Source organism: Nocardioides sp., from assembly GCF_051876515.1.
Taxonomy (GTDB): domain Bacteria; phylum Actinomycetota; class Actinomycetes; order Propionibacteriales; family Nocardioidaceae; genus Nocardioides.
Genome location: NZ_JBJEHY010000250.1, coordinates 1 through 19706 on the forward strand (window position 1 = coordinate 1; position 19706 = coordinate 19706).

The 19706-nt window shown below is 71.7% G+C and carries 14 protein-coding genes; 12 read left to right on the top strand and 2 right to left on the bottom strand.

The features are described 5' to 3' along the window. On the bottom strand, nt 1–1505 hold a 1505-nt coding region (glgX, locus tag ACI379_RS17360), incomplete at its 3' end, for a glycogen debranching protein GlgX (RefSeq protein ID WP_439793396.1). Nucleotides 1506–1619: 114 nt separating this feature from the next. Between glgX and ACI379_RS17365 the strand changes: the two genes are divergently transcribed. The 7 genes from ACI379_RS17365 to ACI379_RS17395 all read left to right on the top strand — a co-directional run bounded on the left by ACI379_RS17365 (nt 1620) and on the right by ACI379_RS17395 (nt 14620). Then, entirely contained in the window at nt 1620–2396 is a 777-nt protein-coding gene (locus ACI379_RS17365; RefSeq protein WP_439793397.1) for an enoyl-CoA hydratase/isomerase family protein, read from the top strand. 28 nt (nt 2397–2424) lie between these two features. Next, entirely contained in the window at nt 2425–2727 is a 303-nt protein-coding gene (locus tag ACI379_RS17370; protein ID WP_439793398.1) for a hypothetical protein, read from the top strand. Nucleotides 2728–2944: 217 nt separating this feature from the next. Further along, nucleotides 2945–3829, top strand: a complete 885-nt coding sequence (locus ACI379_RS17375; RefSeq protein WP_439793399.1) for a hypothetical protein — start codon at nt 2945–2947, stop codon at nt 3827–3829. 216 nt (nt 3830–4045) lie between these two features. After that, on the top strand, nt 4046–8206 hold the full coding sequence (locus ACI379_RS17380) for an Ig-like domain repeat protein (protein ID WP_439793400.1): 4161 nt from the start codon (nt 4046–4048) through the stop codon (nt 8204–8206). 5 nt (nt 8207–8211) lie between these two features. Next, nucleotides 8212–12588, top strand: a complete 4377-nt coding sequence (locus ACI379_RS17385) for a beta strand repeat-containing protein (RefSeq protein ID WP_439793401.1) — start codon at nt 8212–8214, stop codon at nt 12586–12588. A 293-nt stretch (nt 12589–12881) separates the two neighbouring features. Continuing rightward, nucleotides 12882–13655: an electron transfer flavoprotein subunit beta/FixA family protein gene (locus ACI379_RS17390; RefSeq protein ID WP_439793402.1), complete on the top strand. Its 774-nt coding sequence runs from the start codon at nt 12882–12884 to the stop codon at nt 13653–13655. A gap of 11 nt (nt 13656–13666) precedes the next feature. Further along, nucleotides 13667–14620, top strand: coding sequence for an electron transfer flavoprotein subunit alpha/FixB family protein (locus ACI379_RS17395; RefSeq protein WP_439793403.1), 954 nt, complete (start codon nt 13667–13669; stop codon nt 14618–14620). Between the two features lie 72 nt (nt 14621–14692). Here the strand turns inward: ACI379_RS17395 and ACI379_RS17400 are convergent, their stop codons facing one another. After that, a complete protein-coding gene (locus ACI379_RS17400) occupies nt 14693–16240 on the bottom strand; it encodes a lysyl oxidase family protein (protein ID WP_439793404.1) in 1548 nt (515 codons plus the stop codon). A gap of 248 nt (nt 16241–16488) precedes the next feature. Here ACI379_RS17400 and ACI379_RS17405 point away from each other — a divergent pair, with 248 nt between their 5' ends. From ACI379_RS17405 to ACI379_RS17425, 5 genes are read left to right on the top strand one after another with little or no spacing between them, the layout of a single operon-like run. After that, nucleotides 16489–17730 (top strand): glutamate-5-semialdehyde dehydrogenase, encoded by a 1242-nt coding sequence (locus ACI379_RS17405; RefSeq protein ID WP_439793405.1) that lies wholly within the window; start codon nt 16489–16491, stop codon nt 17728–17730. A 22-nt stretch (nt 17731–17752) separates the two neighbouring features. Further along, a complete protein-coding gene (locus ACI379_RS17410; protein WP_439793406.1) occupies nt 17753–17896 on the top strand; it encodes a hypothetical protein in 144 nt (47 codons plus the stop codon). Further along, on the top strand, nt 17874–18533 hold the full coding sequence (gene nadD / locus ACI379_RS17415) for a nicotinate-nucleotide adenylyltransferase (protein WP_439793407.1): 660 nt from the start codon (nt 17874–17876) through the stop codon (nt 18531–18533). The genes ACI379_RS17410 and nadD overlap by 23 nt, the downstream gene beginning before the upstream one ends. Then, on the top strand, nt 18530–18910 hold the full coding sequence (rsfS, locus tag ACI379_RS17420; RefSeq protein ID WP_439793408.1) for a ribosome silencing factor: 381 nt from the start codon (nt 18530–18532) through the stop codon (nt 18908–18910). The genes nadD and rsfS overlap by 4 nt, the downstream gene beginning before the upstream one ends. Further along, complete coding sequence (locus ACI379_RS17425; protein ID WP_439793409.1) at nt 18910–19578, top strand: histidine phosphatase family protein; 669 nt, start codon at nt 18910–18912, stop codon at nt 19576–19578. Before rsfS ends, ACI379_RS17425 begins: the two co-directional genes overlap by 1 nt. Nucleotides 19579–19706: the final 128 nt, after the last annotated feature.

A 19706-nucleotide genomic window follows, 5' to 3' on the forward strand; every position in this document is an offset into this window, starting at 1 on the left:
TTGTCCTCGCCGTTGTCCTCGTTGTGCTTCTCGTCGTACGAGACCAGGTCGCGCAGGGTGAAGCCGTCGTGGGCGGTGACGAAGTTGATCGAGGCGTACGGGCTGCGGCCGTCGTCGGCGTACAGGTCGGAGGAGCCCGCCACCCGGGTGGCGACCTCGCGGACACCGGCCGAGTGGCCGCGCCAGAAGTCCCGCACGGTGTCGCGGAACTGGTCGTTCCACTCCACCCACGGCGGCGGGAACTGGCCGACGCGGTAGCCGTCCATCGAGGCGTCCCACGGCTCGGCGATCAGCTTCACGTGCCGCAGCACCGGGTCCTGCCCGATCGCGGTCAGCAGGTGGCTGCGCATGTCGACGACCTGGTCGGTGCGGGTGAGAGCGCTGGCGAGGTCGAAGCGGAACCCGTCCACGTGCATCTCGGTGACCCAGTAGCGCAGCGAGTCCAGGATGAGGCGCAGCGTCTGGGTGTGCGAGGCGTTGACGGTGTTGCCGCAGCCGGTGACGTCCCAGTAGTGGTCGGGGCCCTCGCCGGGCTCCGGCTCGTCGGGGTTGACGGCGGCGTGGGTGCCGGTGCGGGGGATGGAGCGCCGGTAGAACCCCAGGTCGTCCAGCCCGCGGAACGACAGGCTCACCCCGCCCGGCCCGGCCTCGGCGGTGTGGTTGTAGACGACGTCGAGGTAGACCTCCATGCCGGCGGCGTGGAAGGCCTTCACCATCTCCTTGAACTCGCGCACCTGCCCGCCGCGGTCGCCGCTGGCGCTGTACGCGTTGTGCGGGGCGAAGAAGCCGATCGTGTTGTAGCCCCAGTAGTTGGTCAGGCCGCGCTCGGTGACGCCCGGCTCGGAGACGAACTGGTGGACCGGCAGCAGTTCCACGGCGGTGACGCCGAGGTCGGTGAGGTACTCCAGCACGGCGGGTGAGGCGAGCCCGGCGTACGTGCCCCGCAGCTCCTCCGGGACCCGGTCGTGCAGTGCGGTCATGCCCTTGACGTGGACCTCGTAGACGACCGTGTCGCGCCAGCGCCGGCCGTGCTTGACGTCGTCGCCCCAGTCGAACTCGTCGTGCACCACCACGCTGCGCGGCACGTACGGCGCCGAGTCCTCGTCGTTGCGCTCGGCCGGGGCGTCGAGCCGGTGGGCGAAGGTGGCCGGCACGGGGTCCAGGCCGCCCGACACGGCCCGCCCGTACGGGTCGAGCAGCAGCTTGGCCGGGTTGAACCGCAGGCCGGCATCGGGGTCCCACGGGCCGTCAGTGCGGTAGCCGTAGCGGGTGCCGGGCTCGACGCCGGGCAGCGCGCCCGACCAGATGCCCAGGGACATCTCGGTCATTTCGTGACGGGTCTCGACGTCGTCCTCGTCGAAGAGGCAGATCCAGGCACGGGTCGCGCGGGGTGCGTAGACGGCGAAGTTGGTGGAGACGGGAGACCAGGTGGCCCCCAAGGGCCAGTTCCGTCCCGGCCACACCGCGGTGCTCTCGCCCTGTCGCTTCCAGATTCCCGGAGTCACCGGCCCATTGTCGCCCCACCGGTGGGTGACGGGCAGAATGCGAGGCGTGGACCGTCGGCGTGTCCACGACAGCGCGGCCGCTGCCGCGCCCCGGACGAGCGAGAGGAAGCAGTCATGGAGTTCGTGCACATCGAGGTGGCCGACGGGGTCGCGACGCTGCGGCTGGACCGTCCCAAGATGAACGCGATCAGCTTCCAGGTGCAGGCCGAGCTGCGTGCCGCGGCGGCCGAGGTGACCGAGCGCGACGACGTGCGGGCCGTGGTGCTGTGGGGTGGGGAGCGCGTCTTCGCCGCCGGCAACGACGTCAAGGAGATGGCCGAGATGTCGTACGCCGACATGGTCAAGGCCTCCGCCTCTGTCTCGTCGGCCGTCACCGCTGTCGCCCGCATCCCCAAGCCCGTCATCGCGGCCGTCAACGGGTACGCCCTGGGCGGCGGCTGCGAGCTGACGCTGGCCGCCGACGTGCGCTTCGCGGCCGACAACGCCACCTTCGGCCAGCCCGAGGTGCTGCTGGGCATCATTCCCGGCGCCGGCGGCACCCAGCGCCTGAGCCGTCTGGTCGGCCCCAGCAAGGCCAAGGACATCATCTTCACCGGCCGCCACGTGAAGGCCGCGGAGGCGCTCGAGATCGGGCTCGTCGACCAGCTGCACCCCGCCGAGGAGGTGTACGCCAAGGCCGTGGAGTGGGCCAGGCAGTTCTCCGGTGCCGCCTCGCTGGCCGTGCGTGCGGCCAAGGAGAGCATCGACCGCGGCCTGGAGGTCGACCTCGACACGGGGCTGGAGATCGAGCGTCAGCAGTTCGCCGCGCTCTTCGCCACCGAGGACGGTGTCGGCGGCCTGCGGTCGTTCGTCGAGAACGGTCCGGGCAAGGCGACCTTCGTCGGCCGCTGAGCCGGCGCCGCACGGGGGACACCATCTCGTGAGACTCGTACGCGCGCTGGCCGCGCAGGTCCTGTGGTGGGCCTGCGCGGCGGCCGCCGTCGTGCTGGCCGTCGGCGTCCTGCTGGTGGCCCTGCAGGCCGACACCTCCATCGACCTGGTCCGGTGGAGCATCGCCGCGGCGGACGCCGTGGGCCTGGGTGTCGCCTCGCCGACGGGAGGGCTGTTCAGCCTCGACGGGGAGTGGGGACGGGTGCACTCAGCACTCGTCAACGGGGCGCTGGGTTGCGCCGTGCTCCTGGGCGGCGGGGCCCTGCTGAGCCGCCTCGTCGGGCCCCGCTGAGCGGTGCCTCCGGGGCCCTTCGTGACGGGGACCACATCCTGAGACTTTTCTCGGATGCTTCGTTGTGACACTAGTCATACCGCGAGTACGTGTGTACCGTGGCGCCACACGCACCGGGCGTTACCGGGTGTGCAACTCAGTGTCACAATTTCAACGTCTCCGCGGTTCTCGGGAGGGATCGCGCGGGACGTGTCAGTTTCTTGGGAGGGAAACTCACATGGCATCCACCTACTCGAAGAAGTTCCGCGCTGCGGCTGTTGCTGGTGCGTCCGCGCTGGTGCTGGGCGGCACGGCTCTTCTCGCCGCTCCGGCCACGGCCGCGTCGGCCCCCATCGCCTACAAGTGCCCGGTGGGCGACCCGCCGATCTTCACGCCCGAGCTGACGATGAACGCTGACACCGACGCTCCGGCGACGCTGCCCAGCGGATCCACCAAGGCGATCGCCCTGACGGGCACCTCCGTCACGGTCGACGGCGCCACCACCGACCTGCTGCGTGACGCCCTCACCGGCAAGAAGGTCAGCGGCACCGCCAAGATCAACGTCCTCGTGGACGGCGTGAACTCCGTCCAGACGGTCACGCTGACCGAGACCGACGTGCCCACGACCCCCGGCTCGGCGCTCGCGGTGCCGGTCACCGGCTCGCTGGGTTCGATCAAGGGTGGCGCCGCCGGCACCACCAGCAAGATCGAGGTCGGCGGCTTCGAGGTGTCGCTGGCGATCACCAAGGCGGACGACACGGTCCAGCCGTTCGACCTCGTCTGCGCCGCGGACGCCGGCCAGGACATGACCGTCGACACCTACGAGAACACCGCCGCGGTGGCCGTCGCCACCAAGACCAAGGTCACCGGCAAGTACGTCAAGGCCAAGAAGACCATCCAGGCCAACGTCGCCGTCACCGGCACCAAGACCGGCAAGGTCACCGTCACCCTGAAGCTCGGCAAGAAGGTCGTCAAGAAGTCGACCGTCAGCCTCAAGGCCGGCAAGGCCGCGGTGAAGTTCGCCAAGATCAAGAAGAAGGGCAAGTACACGATCGAGGCCAAGCTGGCCGCGGGTACCGGGTACAAGGCCTCTTCCGGCAAGACCACGGTCACCGTCCGCTGATCTGACGTCTCTCGGGAGCGGGTCGGCCTCGGCCGGCCCGCTCCTGGTGCGCCCGGAGGATTCCGGCGCCCACAAGCTTCTCGTCGTAGGTGTGACTCGGGCTGCTCACGACATGCGGGATCCCTCTGCTGCGATCCCAGGCCGGGCCTCTGGCCCCGCCGCCGCCCCCGTTGTCGTCCGCTGCGCCATGCCCGCAGCCGGTCCGGAAGGTCGCTGATGCGCCCGTTCGTCATGCCGTTCACCCCTGCCCGCACACTGCGTGCCGGCGTCACCCTCCTCGCCGCCGCCGCGGTCTCGCTCGCGGGTCTCGCGCCCGTCCAGGCCGCCGAGGAAGCCAGCGCCCAGCTGAGCTTCACCTGCGCCACCGGCAAGGGGACCAAGACCTTCGCCGCCACCTTCGACACGGACGCGCCCACCGAGATGTACGTCGGTGACGCCGCGGTCCCGGTGAACCTGAGCGCCAACGTCACGCTGCCCAACGGCGGGTACGTCTACTCGTACTGGTGGGACGGTCGACGACGGGTCAAGGGACCCGTCGACTTCAAGGTCCTCATGGGCGACGCGACGCGTACCGCGACGCTGAACCTGGACCACCCGGACCCCGACGACATGTTCGGGATGAACTCGTCGTGGTCCCTGGTCGGCTCCGGGAGTGCGGGAACCTTCACCCCCAGCACGCCCGGTGAGATCGCCGTGAGCGCAGGGGCGTTCGGCGGCACGCTGACCTGGACGAACCAGTACGGCCTCGTCTCCTCGAAGGACACGATCAGCTGCGCGCCGGTCAACGGGCAGAACAACACCATCGACACCGTCCGGGTCATCTCCCGCAGCCAGGTGGAGATCGAGACCCCGATCGCCGACACCGAGCAGGGCAGCGGCGCTCGGGTGACGGCCAAGGTGACCGTGGACGGGGGAGCCGTCGCCGGCACCGTCCGCTTCACCTCGGGCAGCCAGAGCGTCGACGTGCCGGTGGACTCCACCGGCGTGGTGACCGCGACCCTCCCGGTGCTGGCGCCGGGGGCGCACCAGGTCACCGCCACCTTCGTCCCCTCCGACACGGTGCACTACCGGGGCAGCACCTCGCTGGCGCAGGAGTTCACCGTACGGGCCGCGCAGGCCACGTCCGTCTCGCTGACCGCGCCCACCTCCGCGCTGACGACCGAGACGGTCCAGCTGCGGGCCGTGGTCAGCGCCAGCGGTTCGAGCGACGTCCCGGTCGGACGCGTCGACTTCCTGCTCGACAACCAGGTGGTCTCCACGGCCTCGATCTCCGGGGCCGGGGTCGCGACCGCGATCCTCAGCGACCTGGCTGTCGGGTCCCGCGTGGTGAAGGCGCGTTTCGTGCCCACCAACACCAACCAGTTCCTGGCCTCGGAGTCCGGTGAGCGCACCATCGAGGTGACCGCCCCGGCCACTGAGACCCAGACGGTGCTGCAGGTGCAGCCCGACACGGTCAAGCCCACCGAGCGGGCGACGTTGAGCGCGCAGGTGTTCGCCGGCGGCGCGTCGGCCGGTGGCGAGGTCGAGTTCACCGTTGAGAACGACGAGGGCTGGTTCGAGTCGTACCCGGTCCCCGTGGCCGCCGGTGCGGCCTCGGTGCAGCTCCCGGTCATGCCGATCGGTGAGTACCGGGTCACTGCGACGTTCCACCCCACCGACCCGACCCGGTACGCCTCCAGCACGTCGTCGACCAAGAGCCTGAGCGTCAAGGTGACCCCCGCGGTCGCCACCACGACGTCGGTCCAGCTGAGCCCGTCCACCGCCTTCCCCGGCGACACCGTGCAGGCCACCGTCGACGTGGCCGCGGTGAGCGGCAGTGCCGTGCCGAGCGGCGAGGTGTCCCTGACCGTGGGTGGTCGGACCGAGTCCGGCCCGCTGGTCAACGGCCGCGTCGTCCTGTCGTTCCCCGCCCCGAGCACCGTCCAGCAGTACCCGGTGGTGGCCTCGTTCACCTCCTCCGACGCCACGGCGTTCCTGAACAGCCAGTCCTCGGCCCGCACCCTGACGGTACAGGCCCGGCCGGCCGTGGCCACCCAGACCGCCCTTTCCCTGTCACGCTCCACGGTGACCGAGGGCGCCTCGGTCACCGCCACGGCGACCGTCACACCAGCGGGCGCGGCCGGTCGCGTCGAGTTCACCGTCGACGGCTCGGTGCTCCAGGGCGCCGTCGTCGACGGCGAGGCGAGCGTCAACCTGCCCGAGCTGGGTGTGGGCACCTACGACGTGCGGGCGCGGTTCGTGCCCGCCGACGCGACCCTGTTCACGGTGAGCTCCTCCGAGACGCGCCAACTCACGGTCGAGCGCCGCCCGGCCGCTGCCACGTCCACGGCCCTGGGCCTCTCCCGGACCACCGCCACCACCTCGCAGCCCGTGGTCGCCACGGCCGAGGTGTCCAGCGACTACGGCCGTCCGACCGGCACGGTGACCTTCTCCGTGGGGAGCGACTCAGTCAGCGCGCCCGTGATCGGCGGCGTCGCCGAGGCGCCTCTTCCGGCGCTGGTGGCCGGTTCGCACACCGTGCGGGCCTCGTACACCTCTGACGACCCGCTCCGCTTCTCCAGCAGCATCGCCACCCCGGTGTCCCTCACGGTGACCCAGGCCCCGGCCGAGGCGACCGTGACGACGCTGGTCCTGCTCCGCAACCCGGTCGCGGCCGGGCAGCGTGCGGAGGCCCGCGTCGAGGTCGCGGCCGCGTCCGGTGAGGCCAACGGCACCGCCACGGTGACGGTCAACGGCTCGAGCGAGACCGTCGCGATCACCTCCGGCGTGGGCGTCGTCTCGCTCCCTGCGGTCAACGCGCTGGGCAGCCACCCGGTGCTCGCCACCTTCGTCCCCGCTGCCGGCAGCAACCTGCGCAGCAGCACCGACACCCGCACCCTGCAGGTCGTCGCGGGGCCGGTCGCCGTGGCGTCCACCACTGTCGTGACGCTCAGCCGCAACGCGGCCGAGCAGGGCCAGCCCGTCCAGGCGACCGCCTCCGTGGCCGTCCCCGGACTGGCCGCGGCCGGTCAGGTCGTCTTCCGTGCGGAGTCGGGCAGCGAGTCGACCAGCCTGACCGCGACCATCAGTGGCGGCGAGGCGACCGTGACCCTGCCGTCGCTGGCTGTGGGCACCTGGTCGGTCACCGGCGCGTTCCAGCCGTCGGGCTCCGGTGTCGCGGCGAGCACCTCGGCGCCCGTGCAGCTGGTCGTGTCCCCGGCCGTCGCGCAGCTCACCCGTACGGAGGTCTCGCTGAGCAGCGCCGACGTCCTGCGTGGTGAGGCGGTCACGGCCAGCGCCACCGTCAGCGCGACCGCGGGCCAGCCCGCTGGTCAGGTGACGTTCACCGTGGACGGCCAGCAGGTGTCCGGCACCCTGGTCCAGGGACGTGCCAGCGCGGTCCTGCCGACGCTGGGTGCGGGCGAGCACCAGGTGGTCGCCCACTTCGTGCCCGCCGACGCCTCCCGCTTCACGGGCAGCTCCTCGGGCGCCGTCCCGCTGTCGGTCAGCGACGCCACCGCCGTCGTGCTGAGCCTGTCGGCAGCGACCACCGCGTCGGACCGTCCGGTCGACGCGACCGCCACCGTCACCAGCACGGGGTCCACCCCGACCGGCACGGTGACCTTCGTCGTCGGCGGCCGCGCGGTCACCTCCACCGTGGTCAACGGTGCCGCCACGGCGACGCTCCCGGCGCTCGCCGTCGGCGACTACCAGGTGGTGGCCCGCTTCGTCCCGGTCTCGTCCTCGGTGCGGGGGTCCTCCGCCTCCCAGCCGCTCGTGGTGACCGCCCCGGTCGAGCCGCCGGTCTCCGAGCCCGTCGACACGACCCTCAACCTGAGCACCGACCTGACCTCCTCGCCGTACGGCAAGCGGGTGCAGGCCGTCGCCCAGGTCCCGGCCGCGGCCCAGGGCATCGTCACCTTCGCCGTGGGCAGCACCGCCCTGGAGGTCACGGTCGTCAACGGCCGCGCCGCCGCCACCCTGCCGGTCCTGGCTGTCGGGGCGCACCAGGTGGTCGCCACGTACCTGCCGCGTGACCCGCAGAGCCGCAAGCCCGCCACGGCGCGCACCACGCTCACCGTGGTCAAGGACTCCGTGCGGATCAGCTTCGGCAAGCGGTGGTCCAAGGCCAACCGCCTGCTGACCCACAAGACCCGGGTACGCCCGGCGAACGGGGCGCTGGCCAGCGGCACGGTCAAGGTCGTGCTCGAGAAGAAGGTCGGCAAGAAGTTCCGCAAGGTGGCCACCCACACCGGGTCGCTCAACGGCAACGGCTTCGTGCAGTTCGACGACAAGCTCGCCAAGCCCGTGACCGGCTCCTACCGGGTGCGGATCACCTACGGGGGATCGGCGTCCCACGTGGCAGCCCAGTTCACCAAGTCCTTCCGGATCGGATGACGGAGATGAAGATGCACAAGCGTTTCCTCGCCCGGGTGGGTGTCCTGGCCCTGGTGGCCTCCCCGCTGGCCCTGGTGCCCACGACGGCCCAGGCCGCGCTGGCCAACTGCAAGGCCAGCACCCTGGGGGTCACCGTCGACACGACGACCACCTCGGACATGAACAGCGACCTGCCGAGCAAGGTGTACGTCGGTTCGGCGGCCCGGACGGTCAACCTCTCCAGCAACTCGGTGATCAAGTACGCCGACATCAAGACCGCGGTGTCGCTCCTGGGGGCCAAGCGGATCGGCGGCAACTCCGACCCGACCATCCTCCTGAACGGGGGCAGCCCCGTGTCGGCCCCCGTGGTCTTCGCCCCCGCGGTCATCGTCGAGAACCAGGACATCAACGTCACGGCCGTCGGGTCGTTCTCGTGGACCCCGCCCGCCACGCCGCAGACCGTGGCCTTCTCCACCGGACGGTCGTACAGCGCCAAGACGGAGATCTACAACTCGCTGACCTCGACGTCGCCGAGCAACTCCATCAACGCCAGCTGCACGGTCAGCGCCGACCAGGACACCACGTTCGCGCAGGTCGACGTGGTGTCGCGCTCGACCACCTCCCTGGTGCTGAGCAGCGCCAGCATCCAGCAGGGTGCGGACACCTCCACGGCGACCGCCACGGTGGCGGTGGACGCAGGAACAGTCGCGGGCACCGTGGTCTTCGCCGTCGACGGCGTCGACCGCCCCGCGGTGACCGTGGCGAGCGGCAAGGCCACCCTGGCCCTGCCCAGGGACCTCTCGGTCGGCGACCACGCCGTGACCGCGCGGTTCGTCCCCGCCAACACCACCCTGTACGAGCCCAGCACGTCCGCGGCCAGCACCCTGGCGGTCACGCCGCCCGCGACCACGACCTCGACCTCGCTGGCCCTGACGCCCAACCCGGCGTCGGCGAACGCCCCGGTGGGCGCCACAGCCACCGTCACGCCGTCAGGCGCGGTGGGTCAGGTGCAGTTCCAGGTCGACGGCGCCACGGTCGAGACCGTCGCCGTCAGCGGCGGCACCGCCACGGCCCAGCTGCCCGGCCAGCCCCAGGGCGAGTACCTGGTGAAGGCGAGGTTCGTGCCGACCCAGGCGCGTGACTTCACCGCGAGCGAGTCGGCGGGGGAGACCCTGACGGTCACCAAGGCCGCCACCGCGACCTCCGCGACGCTGAGCCTCACGCGTACCACCGCTGCGGCGACCGACGTCGTCCGCGCCTCGTCGGTCGTCGCGCCGTCGACCGCCGCGGGCCGCGTGGAGTTCCGGGTCGGCAGCACGGTCATCGGTGAGGGCACCGTCAGCTCCGGCCGCGTGCAGCAGGCCACCCTCGACGTGACCGGGCTCGCGCCCGGCCAGCACCAGGTCGTGGCGCACTTCGTGCCCGCCGTGCCGACGAGCTTCGCCGCCAGCCAGTCCAGCCCGGTCACGCTGACCATCACCCCGCCGGCCGAGCCGACGACGACGACCCTGCAGCTGTCGGCGGCCACCGCCACCGCGACCGCGGACGTCACCGCCACCGCCACCGTCGCGCCGAGCGGCGCCACCGGTCAGGTGGAGTTCACCGTCGACGGAAAGTCCGTCACCGCGACCGTCTCGGGCGGTACGGCCACCGCCGTGCTCCCCAAGGTCACGGCCGGCTCGTACGACGTCACCGCACGGTTCACCCCCACCGGCAGCGTGTACGCCGGCAGCGTGTCGGCCGCCGCGCAGCTCGTCGTCACCGAGGTCGCCACCTCGACGGCCCTGCAGCTCTCGACCACCTCGGGCGTCTCCGGTGACGTCGTCCGCGCCACCGCGACGCTGACGCCTGCCAGTGCCCAGGGCACGGTCACCTTCGCCGTGGACGGCACCAGCACCACGGCGACCGTCGCCAACGGTGTCGCCACGGTGGACCTGCCGGCGCTGCCGGTGGGCACGCACAGCGTCACCGCGTCCTTCGCCTCGGTCCCGGCGGGCGTCCACGCCGCCAGCCAGTCCGAGCCGGTCAGCCTGACGATGGCCGAGCCCGTGCAGGCCCGTGCGACCACGACCACGCTGACCCTCGCCGACACGACCGTGTCCAAGGGGGCCGCCGTACCGGTCAGCGCCACCGTGACCGCCGACGGCGCCACGCCGCTGGGGTCGGTGGTGTTCACCGCCGGCTCCACCCAGGTGAGCGCGCCGCTCGTCGACGGGTCGGCGTCGGCGGCGCTGACGGGCCTGGAGATCGGTGACCACGACGTCACGGCCCGGTTCGTGCCGACGCAGGCGCAGGTGTTCGCGGCGAGCACGTCCGCGTCGGTCCGCCTCACGGTGGTCCGCCCGGCCGCGGTGACCCACACCTCGGTCACGCTCACCCCGTCCGAGGCGACCGTCGGGCAGTCCGTGAAGGCGATCGCCTCGGTCAGCTCCGAGAACGGTGCTCCGGCCGGTCAGGTCCGCTTCACCGTGGGGGACCAGACCGCTCTGGTGACCGTCGCCGACCGGATCGCCACCTGGACCTTCCCGGCGCCCGTCGTCGGCCAGTACACGGTCCGCGCCGAGTTCGTCCCGGCGCGACCCGTCGAGCAGAAGGCGAGCGAGGGGACCGCCACGCTGACCACCAGCGTCCCGGACCCCGTCCGTACGGTCACCGGGTTCGCCCTGTCGACCGACCGGGTCGTGGTGGGCGCGTCGGCGACCGCGACGGCGACCGTCCAGGCGACGACCGGCACCCCGGCGGGGCGGGTGGTCTTCACCGTCGACGGCGAGGAGGTCTCCGCGGAGGTCACCAACGGTCGCGCCACGGCGACCCTGCCCGACACCCTGGGTGAGGGCGTGTACGAGGTGGCCGCCCGGTTCGCGCCAGCTCTCGGCTCCGGCTTCGCCCCGAGCACGGCCGCGTCGCGCACCCTCGTGGTCGAGGTGCAGGTGGCCTCGGCCGCCCCCACCCAGACGCTCCTGTCGCTCCCGTCGAGCCAGGTGGCCGAGGGCGCCGCCCCGACGGCCAACGTCACCGTCGTCTCGACGGCCGGCACCCCGGCCGGCAGCGTCCAGGTCCTCGTCGACGGCGTCTCGCGACGCACCGCGGCGCTGGCCGGCGGGAGCGCCTCGGTGACCCTGCCCGCCGACCTCGCGGTCGGTCAGCACACGGTCGTGGCCCGGTTCGTCCCCGCGGACGAGACGGTCCACGCGGCGAGCGCCTCGACGTCGCGCACCCTCGTGGTGACGGCGCCCTCGCGGGTGCAGACGATCACGTCGCTCTCCCTGGACCCCGGGACCGTCGAGCTGGGCTCCGCGGCCCGCGCCACAGCCAGGGTCGCGGCTGCCAGCGGCACCCCGTCGGGCAGCGTCGAGTTCACCGTGGACGGCCGGGTCCTGGCGGCGACGCTGGACGACGGTCAGGCCGCAGTGGACCTGCCCGGCGACCTCGCCCAGGGCTCGTACGCGGTCGAGGCCACGTACGTGCCCTCCGGGACCGTCCACGGGGCCAGCACCACCTCGGCGCTGCTCACCGTGCGCGACAGCGACGCCGGCGCCAAGGCGACCAGCACGGCCCTGACGCTCTCCACCTCGAGCGCGCTGGCCGGCGAGCTGGTCTCCGCGACGGTGCAGGTCACCGCCCAGGGCACCACGCCCACCGGTCAGGTGCGGGTCCAGGTCGGCGACACCGTCCTCGAGGCGCCGCTGCTCGGTGGCGTGGCCGTGGTGAGCCTCCCGCCGCTGGCGGCCGGTTCCCACACCGTGTCGGCCGAGCTGATCGGAAACGACGCGTTCTCCGCGAGCGCGGCCACCCCGGCCACGCTCACGGTGACCCCGGCGGCCACCCCGATCACCGTCACGACCACGTCGTTGACGGTGGACGCCAGCACCCTGCGCGCCGGTCAGGCGGTCGGGGTGAGCGCCACGGTGTCGCCCAACGCTGCGGGGCAGGTCCGCTTCTCGGCGGGCTGGACCGCGGTCACCGTCCCGGTGACCAACGGCACTGCGCGGGCGAGCCTGCCGGCGATGTCGGCGGGGGAGGCGACCGTGACGGCGACGTTCATCCCGACCGACTCCACCAGGGTGGGGGCGAGCTGGGACACCTCGACCGTGACGGTGGGCAAGGCCGTCTCGACGGTCACGCTGACCGGCCGCCACGCGAAGAAGGGCAAGACGCTGTCACTCAAGGCCAAGGTCGCCACCCTGGCGCCCGGCGGCACGTGCGACACCCGGGCCCAGTTCGTGGTGAAGGTCGGCGCCAAGGCGGTGCGCAAGGTGCTGGTGCCGGTCTCGTGCACCGGTGTCGCCACCCGCAACATCACCGTGCCGACGGCCAAGGCGTACACCGTGGTGGTCACGTTCCGCGGCAACACCCAGGTCGCGGCCAGCAAGGTGACGAAGGTGTTCAAGGCGCAGCGCTGAGCCTCGCTGCTGCCTGAGCAGCACGACGGGCGGCCCTCACACCCCGGACCTGCGGGTCCGGACGGTGGGGGCCGCCCGCGCCGGTTCACCGGTCGGACCACCGGGCCGGAGGATCGGTGACAGCGGTACTGTGAGAGAGGCCACCGGATGCGGAGGTTCCGTGCTCGGGACCACGCTTGTAGCCTCACGGTGACACATCCGGTGGATTGGTCACGCCCGCCGTCTGCGGCCGTGACGAAATCGAGTGCACAGGAGGGGCCGACAGGCCAACCACCATGAACATTGTTGTCTGCGTGAAGTACGTTCCCGACGCCACTGCCGACCGGCAGTTCGAGTCGGACAACACCGTCGACCGCGTCGGCGTCGACGGACTGCTGTCCGAGCTCGACGAGTACGCCGTCGAGCAGTCCCTGCAGATCAAGGAGAAGCGCGACGGCGAGGAGATCACCGTCACCGCTCTCTGCGTCGGCCCGGAGAAGGCCGTGGACGCCGTCCGCAAGGCGCTCCAGATGGGCGCCGACAAGGGCGTCCACGTCATCGACGACGCGATCGCCGGCTCGGACGCCGTCGCCACCTCGCTGGTGCTGGCCGAGGCCATCAAGAAGATCGGCCCCGTCGACCTCGTGGTCAACGGCATGGCCTCGACCGACTCGGGCATGAGCGTCGTGCCGGCCATGCTGGCCGAGCGCCTCGGTCTGCCGCAGGTCACCCTCGCCTCCGTCGTGGAGACCCAGGGCGACCAGGTCCGCATCAAGCGCGACAACGAGGGCTCCACCGAGGTCATCGGTGCCACCCTGCCGATCGTGCTCTCGGTGACCGACCAGACCGGCGAGGCCCGTTACCCGTCCTTCAAGGGCATCATGGCCGCCAAGAAGAAGCCGCTGGACACGTACTCGCTCGCCGACCTCGGCGTCGACGCGTCCCAGGTCGGCCTCTCGGCGGCCTGGACGCAGGTGGAGGAGTCCACCGCCCGCCCGCCGCGCACCGCTGGCGAGATCGTCACCGACGAGGACGGCTCCGGCGCCACCGCGCTGGTCGAGTTCCTCGCTGGCAAGAAGTTCATCTGAGGAGCCCTGACATGACTGAAGTCCTGGTTGTCATCGACCACGCCAACGGCGAGGTCAAGAAGCCCACCTACGAGCTCCTCACCATCGCCCGCCGCCTGGGCGAGCCGGCCGCCGTCTTCTTCGGTGCCGCCGACCAGGCTGCCGGTGTGGCCGAGAAGGTCAAGGCGTACGGCGCCGAGAAGGTCTACGTCGTCGACGACGCCGAGATCAAGGGCTACCTGGTGGCCCCCAAGGCCGAGGCCCTCCAGCAGCTCGTCGCGCAGGCCAGCCCCGCCGCCGTGCTGATCCCCTCCACGTTCGAGGGCAAGGAGGTCGCCGGTCGCCTGGCGATCAAGATCGGCTCCGGCGTCATCACCGACGCCGTCGACGTGGCCGCCGGCCCCGTCACCACGCAGTCGGTCTTCGCCGGCAACTTCACCGTGACCTCCAAGGTCACCACGGGCACGCCGATCATCACGGTCAAGCCCAACTCCGCGGCCCCCGAGGCCGTCGAGGGTGCCGCCGTCGTGGAGCAGTTCGCGCCGGTCATCTCCGACGCCGCCAAGACGGCCCAGATCATCGCCTCGCAGCCGCGCCAGGCGACCGGTCGCCCCGAGCTCACCGAGGCTGCGATCGTGGTCTCCGGTGGTCGTGGCACCGGCGGCAACTTCGAGCCGGTCGAGAACTTCGCCGACTCCCTCGGTGCAGCCGTCGGCGCGTCCCGTGCCGCCGTCGACTCCGGCTGGATGCCGCACGCGTTCCAGGTCGGCCAGACCGGCAAGACGGTCTCGCCGCAGCTGTACGTCGCCAACGGCATCTCCGGCGCCATCCAGCACCGTGCCGGCATGCAGACCTCCAAGACCATCGTCGCGGTCAACAAGGACCCCGAGGCGCCGATGTTCGAGCTGGTCGACTTCGGTGTCGTGGGCGACCTGCACACGGTCCTCCCGGCCGCCACCGAGCAGATCACCGCGCGCAAGGGCTGAGCCCGACCCGCACGAGCAACGAGGCCCCCACCGTCACGGTGGGGGCCTCGTCGTGTCCGAGGAGCGTCAGCCTCAGAAGCCGTACATCGACTCGTCGATCACACCGATCTTGGGGACGCGGATCTTGCGGGCGCCGGGCTTGCCGCCGATCCACACCTTGCGCAGGCTCACGTTGTTGGTCGTGTCGCCCTCGATGAGGCGGCCGGACGGGTTCGCCTCGACGGAGATCCAGTACCAGCCGTTCTTGAGCTTGGAGATGTTGAACGCCTGACCCGTACGGAACTGGGCGTAGGTGTCACCAGAGCCCGAGGAGAGCACCTGGCGCAGGCTCAGCGAACCGGGCTGGCCGCAGGAGGTGGACAGGTCCGTGTTGTACGGGTTCCAGTCGGCGCCGGGGACGGTGTAGTCCACGACGTCGGTGTTGGCCAGGCAGAACGACACCTTGCCCGAGGTGACGGCCGGCGTCTTGTCGGCGTTGAGCAGGCGGTACCGGGCGAAGTCCTGGAAGTGCCAGTGCTGGTGGTTGCCGCCGTGGAACTTGATCTCGCCCACCTGCTGGTAGCCGGTCTGGGTGCCGTCGGCGTCGAAGAAGTACTGGTAGGCGTCCATGACGTTCTCGTCGGTGGAGTTGCGGAAGCCGTCGACGATGAGCGGGCTGTCGCCGCCGTTCCACACGGTGGCCCCGAAGCGCAGCAGGGTGCCCTTGCGGTTGAGCGAGATCTGCCAGGCCGGCAGCGAGCGCAGGTCGGGCTTCGGGTCCGCGAGGGTGCCGTCGGAGGCCTTGCGGGGCTCGGTGCCCGCCGGGCGCAGTGTCGGGCGCTTCGCGGCCTTCGGGCCGGTCGCTCCCGGCGCCTTCTGCAGGTGGTCGTGGCTGCTGTGGTCGTGGCGGCTGACCACCACGGTCGTGGTCCGGGTGCGGTTCTCCGCGGTGACGCCGAGGGCGTCCGCCACCACCGGGTTGAGGCTGGTGGAGAGCGTGTAGCGCCCGCGCTTCAGCACGGCGGTGATCCCGCCGTACAGGTCGAGCGGGGCCGCCCAGCCCTGCGCGAGTCCGGACACGGTGCCGAGCGCGTACGGGTTCCAGGCGCAGGCCGCCATCGGGTAGCCCGAGTAGGCGGGGGCGTCGGGGCGGGCACGGCTGGCGCCCTCGCCGAAGCAGACGCGCACCTTCTGCCGCTTGATCACCTTGCCGGTGCGGTCCTTCAGCGTGGTGGTGGCGAAGTTGTCGAAGCCGGCCAGGTTCTTGACCGTGCCCTCCGGCAGGGTGCCGGTGGCGGTGCCGTTGCTCCACGTGGTGGTCACCGGCGAGCTGTACGAGGGCCGCGTGGAGCGGAACTCGACGGCCCCGTCGCCCGCCACGAAGTGAGCGCCGGGCTGCAGCCACAACCGCTGGCCGCCCTTCTTGGTGACGGTCAGGTCGAGGCGCTGGGGCGCCCACAGGCCGCCGGCCGGGCCCACGGCGGTCGCCATGGCGGCCGAGAGGGCGCTCGGGGCGGTGTGCGCCGCGTCGGTGCCGTCGGGGCCAGCAGCTGGTGCGCTCGTCGGCGCGAGTGCCACGGAGGCGGCCAGGACGGCCGCCACCGCTGCCGAGACGCGTGCGCGCCGCAGTGTTCGGGACATGAGGATCCTCCTGAGTCGTACGGCCACCCCCTGCGGCCGTGAAACGTGTGACGCGACCCGGACGGAAAAAGTTCGGGCGGAAAGGTCATCATGCGTCCGGGAGGGCCGGCGACACGCTCGGCGCCGCGCGCGATGCGCACTGGTCCGGACCAGTGCGCCCTCGGACGGTGTCCGGCGGGAGGAGGAGCGGGTGCCACCCGTCAAGACGGGCGACGCCGGCCGTCGGCGGGCGACCTAGGCTCTGGAGCATGAACGACGTCCTCACCCTCGCCCGTTCCGCCCGCGACGCCAGCTACGACCTCGCCGTCGCGACGCGGGAGACGAAGGACCGGGCGCTGCACGCGATGGCGGACGCGCTGGGCACGGCTGCCGGTGCGATCCTGGCCGCGAACGCCGAGGACGTGCAGCGAGCCGAGGCCGCGGGGACGCCGCCCAACATCATCGACCGGCTGCGCCTCACGCCGGAGCGCCTCGAGGCGATGGCCGACGGGCTGCGCCAGGTGGCCGCGCTGCCGGACCCCGTCGGCGAGGTGGTCCGCGGCTCGACGCTGGCCAACGGCCTCGAGCTGCGCCAGGTGCGGGTGCCGTTCGGTGTCGTCGGGATGATCTACGAGGCACGACCGAACGTGACCGCCGACGCGGCGGGCATCTGCCTCAAGTCCGGCAACGCCGTCCTCCTGCGCGGTTCCTCCAGCGCCCACTCGTCCAACGCGGCGGTGGTCGAGGCCCTGCGCGGCGCCGTCGAGTCGGTGGGCCTGTCGCCGGAGCTGCTGCAGCTGGTCCCCACCGACAGCCACGACACGGTCAAGGAGCTCATGCGGGCCCGCGGCCTGGTCGACGTCCTCATCCCGCGCGGGGGAGCGGGGCTGATCCGCAGCGTCGTGGAGGAGTCCACGGTGCCCGTCATCGAGACCGGGGTGGGCAACTGCCACGTGTACGTCGACGCCTCCGCGGACCTCGACAAGGCGCTGCGCCTGGTGCTGAACTCCAAGACCCACCGCACGTCGGTCTGCAACTCCGCCGAGTCCCTGCTGGTCCACGCCGACCTGGCTGACGAGTTCCTGCCGACGCTGATCGACGCGCTGAGTGACAAGGGCGTCACGATCCACGGCGACCCCACCTTCTGCGAGTACGACGGGGTGCAGGCCGCCACCGACGACGACTTCGCCGCCGAGTACCTCTCCCTCGACATCTCGGCTGCCGTCGTCGAGGACGTGGAGGCCGCGATCGAGCACATCCGCCGCTTCTCCAGCGGTCACACCGACGCGATCGTGGCCGAGGACCAGCGGGTGATCCGACGCTTCACCGCGGCCGTCGACTCCGCGGCCGTCCTGGTCAACGCCTCCACCCGGTTCACCGACGGCGGCGAGTTCGGCTTCGGCGCAGAGATCGGGATCTCGACCCAGAAGCTGCACGCCCGCGGCCCCATGGGACTGCCCGAGATGACCTCCACCAAGTACGTCGTGGTGGGCGACGGACACGTCCGCTGAGCGGACCGGTAGGATCACGCCCATGCTGAGCGCTCTCACCGTCGTCGCGTCCGAGGCCCACGAGGCCCCGATCCCCGCACCCCTCGTCGGCATCATCGCCTTCGCCATCCTCACCATCGCCCTGCTGGGCGTCGTCTGGTTCGGTGGCGGACGCGAGCACTCCTGAGCCTCCCGTGCGCCGCGTGGGGGTGATGGGCGGGACGTTCGATCCCGTCCACCACGGTCACCTCGTCGCGGCCTCCGAGGTCCAGGCCTGGTTCGACCTCGACGAAGTCGTCTTCGTCCCCACCGGCGACCCTTGGCAGAAGGCGGACCGCGACGTCTCGCCCGCCGAGCACCGGTACCTCATGACGGTCGTCGCGACCGCGTCGAACCCCCGCTTCACCGTCTCCCGCGTCGACATCGACCGGGACGGCCCCACGTACACGATCGACACGCTGCGTGACCTGAAGGCCGCCCTCCCGGACGCGGAGCTCTACTTCATCACCGGCGCGGACGCGTTGGCCGACATCTTCACGTGGCGCGACGCCGACGAGCTCTTCGAGCTCGCGAACTTCGTCGGCTGCACGCGGCCGGGTTACACGATGGACCCCGCCACGCTGGACAAGATCCCCGCCGAGCGGGTGACCATGGTGGAGATCCCGGCCCTCGCCATCTCCAGCACCGACTGCCGCAAGCGCACCGAACGCGGCGAACCTGTCTGGTACCTCGTGCCCGACGGGGTCGTCCAGTACATCGCCAAGCACCGTCTCTACTCACCCGCCGCGGACACTGAGGTCCGCGCTGGGAAGGAAACCTCATGACCGCCACCGACTACTCCCTCAACCTCGTCCAGGTGGCCGCCTCGGCCGCCGAGGAGAAGAAGGCCGAGGACATCCTCGCCTTCGACGTGAGCGAACAGCTCGCGATCACCGACGCCTTCGTGCTGGCCTCGGCCGGCAACGAGCGCCTGGTCGGCGCCATCGTCGACGAGATCGAGGACAAGCTGCGCGAGGCCGGCGCCAAGCCGATCCGTCGTGAGGGTCACCGCGAGGGCCGTTGGGTGCTGCTCGACTACGGCGACATCGTGGTCCACGTCCAGCACGCCGAGGAGCGCGAGTTCTACGGCCTCGAGCGCCTGTGGCGCGACTGCCCGGTGATCGAGCTCCAGCTGGGTGGCGCCACCGACGACGCCAGCTGATGCGTCGCCTGGTCGTCCTGCGCCACGGGCAGACCGACTACAACGTCGCGAACCGTGCGCAGGGGCACCTCGACGTGCCCCTCAACGACGTCGGTCGCGCCCAGGCGCACCGGGTCGCCCCGGTGCTCGCGGCGTACGCGCCGACCTTCGTACGGTCCTCCGACCTGTCCCGGGCGCGGGAGACGGCCGAGGTCGTGGCCGCTGCCTGCGACCTGCCGGTGAGCACGGACCCGCGGCTGCGTGAGTTCTCCGTGGGGGACAACCGTGAGGGCCTGACCTGGGACGAGTACGCGACGGCGTTCCCCGAGGAGATCGCCCTGCACGAGGCGGGCCGGGGGAGCGAGGTCCCGGGCTGGGAGACGCCCGAGGACGTGCTGGCCCGCAGTCTTCCCGCGCTGCGCGAGGCGGCCGAGGCGGTCCCCGAGGGCGGCACCGGCCTGGTCGTCGCGCACGGTGCGGTGCTGCGCACCCTGGTGCCGGCCTTCGTGGGGGTCCCGGAGCTGGGTCTCGCGCTGGGCGCCTTCGACAACTGTGGTTTTGCGGTCCTCGACGACACCGTCTCGGGCCTGCTCCCGGTCGCCGGCGGCGGGGGTTGGCGCATCCGCGCGTGGAACCGCGTCGCCGAGCTCGGGCCGTCCGCCCCGCTCGGGGCGCCGCACTCCCCGTGAGCGGGCCCCGATTTTTCCTCGGGACCGTGTAGTTGGTAATGTTCCTCCGTCGCCGCGAGTCGGTGACCGACCCCGGGGGTGTGGCGCAGCTGGTAGCGCACCTGCATGGCATGCAGGGGGTCAGGGGT

Bases quoted from the DNA above. Each gene is read 5' to 3' on its own strand.
- ACI379_RS17365 (WP_439793397.1), top strand. From the start codon at position 1,620: ATGGAGTTCGTGCACATCGAGGTGGCCGACGGGGTCGCGACGCTGCGG.
- ACI379_RS17375 (WP_439793399.1), top strand. From the start codon at position 2,945: ATGGCATCCACCTACTCGAAGAAGTTCCGCGCTGCGGCTGTTGCTGGT.
- ACI379_RS17380 (WP_439793400.1), top strand. From the start codon at position 4,046: ATGCGCCCGTTCGTCATGCCGTTCACCCCTGCCCGCACACTGCGTGCC.
- ACI379_RS17385 (WP_439793401.1), top strand. From the start codon at position 8,212: ATGAAGATGCACAAGCGTTTCCTCGCCCGGGTGGGTGTCCTGGCCCTG.
- ACI379_RS17395 (WP_439793403.1), top strand. From the start codon at position 13,667: ATGACTGAAGTCCTGGTTGTCATCGACCACGCCAACGGCGAGGTCAAG.
- ACI379_RS17400 (WP_439793404.1), bottom strand. From the start codon at position 16,240: ATGTCCCGAACACTGCGGCGCGCACGCGTCTCGGCAGCGGTGGCGGCC.
- ACI379_RS17405 (WP_439793405.1), top strand. From the start codon at position 16,489: ATGAACGACGTCCTCACCCTCGCCCGTTCCGCCCGCGACGCCAGCTAC.
- ACI379_RS17410 (WP_439793406.1), top strand. From the start codon at position 17,753: ATGCTGAGCGCTCTCACCGTCGTCGCGTCCGAGGCCCACGAGGCCCCG.
- rsfS (WP_439793408.1), top strand. From the start codon at position 18,530: ATGACCGCCACCGACTACTCCCTCAACCTCGTCCAGGTGGCCGCCTCG.
- ACI379_RS17425 (WP_439793409.1), top strand. From the start codon at position 18,910: ATGCGTCGCCTGGTCGTCCTGCGCCACGGGCAGACCGACTACAACGTC.